The following is a 269-nucleotide window of genomic DNA, read 5'->3' on the forward strand; positions in this document are numbered from 1 at the left end:
GAAGAACTTGAAGTAACTGCGACAGACAAAGCAGGAAACACTTCTGATAAAGCAACAACAACTGTAGCTGACAAGACTGCACCAGATGTACCAACAGCTGAAGACGTAAATAGTGAAGATGACGCTATTAAAGGTAAGGCTGAACCAGGATCAGAAGTTACTGTAAATATTCCAGGCCATGATCCAATCACAGGTACAGCTGACGATAATGGTAATTACAGCATCGATTTACCGAAAGATTTACAAGGTGGCGAAGAAATTACTGTTAC

At 40.9% G+C, this 269-nt stretch carries 1 protein-coding gene; it reads left to right on the forward strand.

The window, feature by feature from the left end:
• A partial coding sequence (locus CD126_RS12215; protein WP_240626090.1) for an Ig-like domain-containing protein occupies positions 1–269 on the forward strand: 269 nt, incomplete at both ends.

It is taken from the genome of Staphylococcus pettenkoferi (genome assembly GCF_002902685.1).
Lineage (GTDB): Bacteria > Bacillota > Bacilli > Staphylococcales > Staphylococcaceae > Staphylococcus > Staphylococcus pettenkoferi.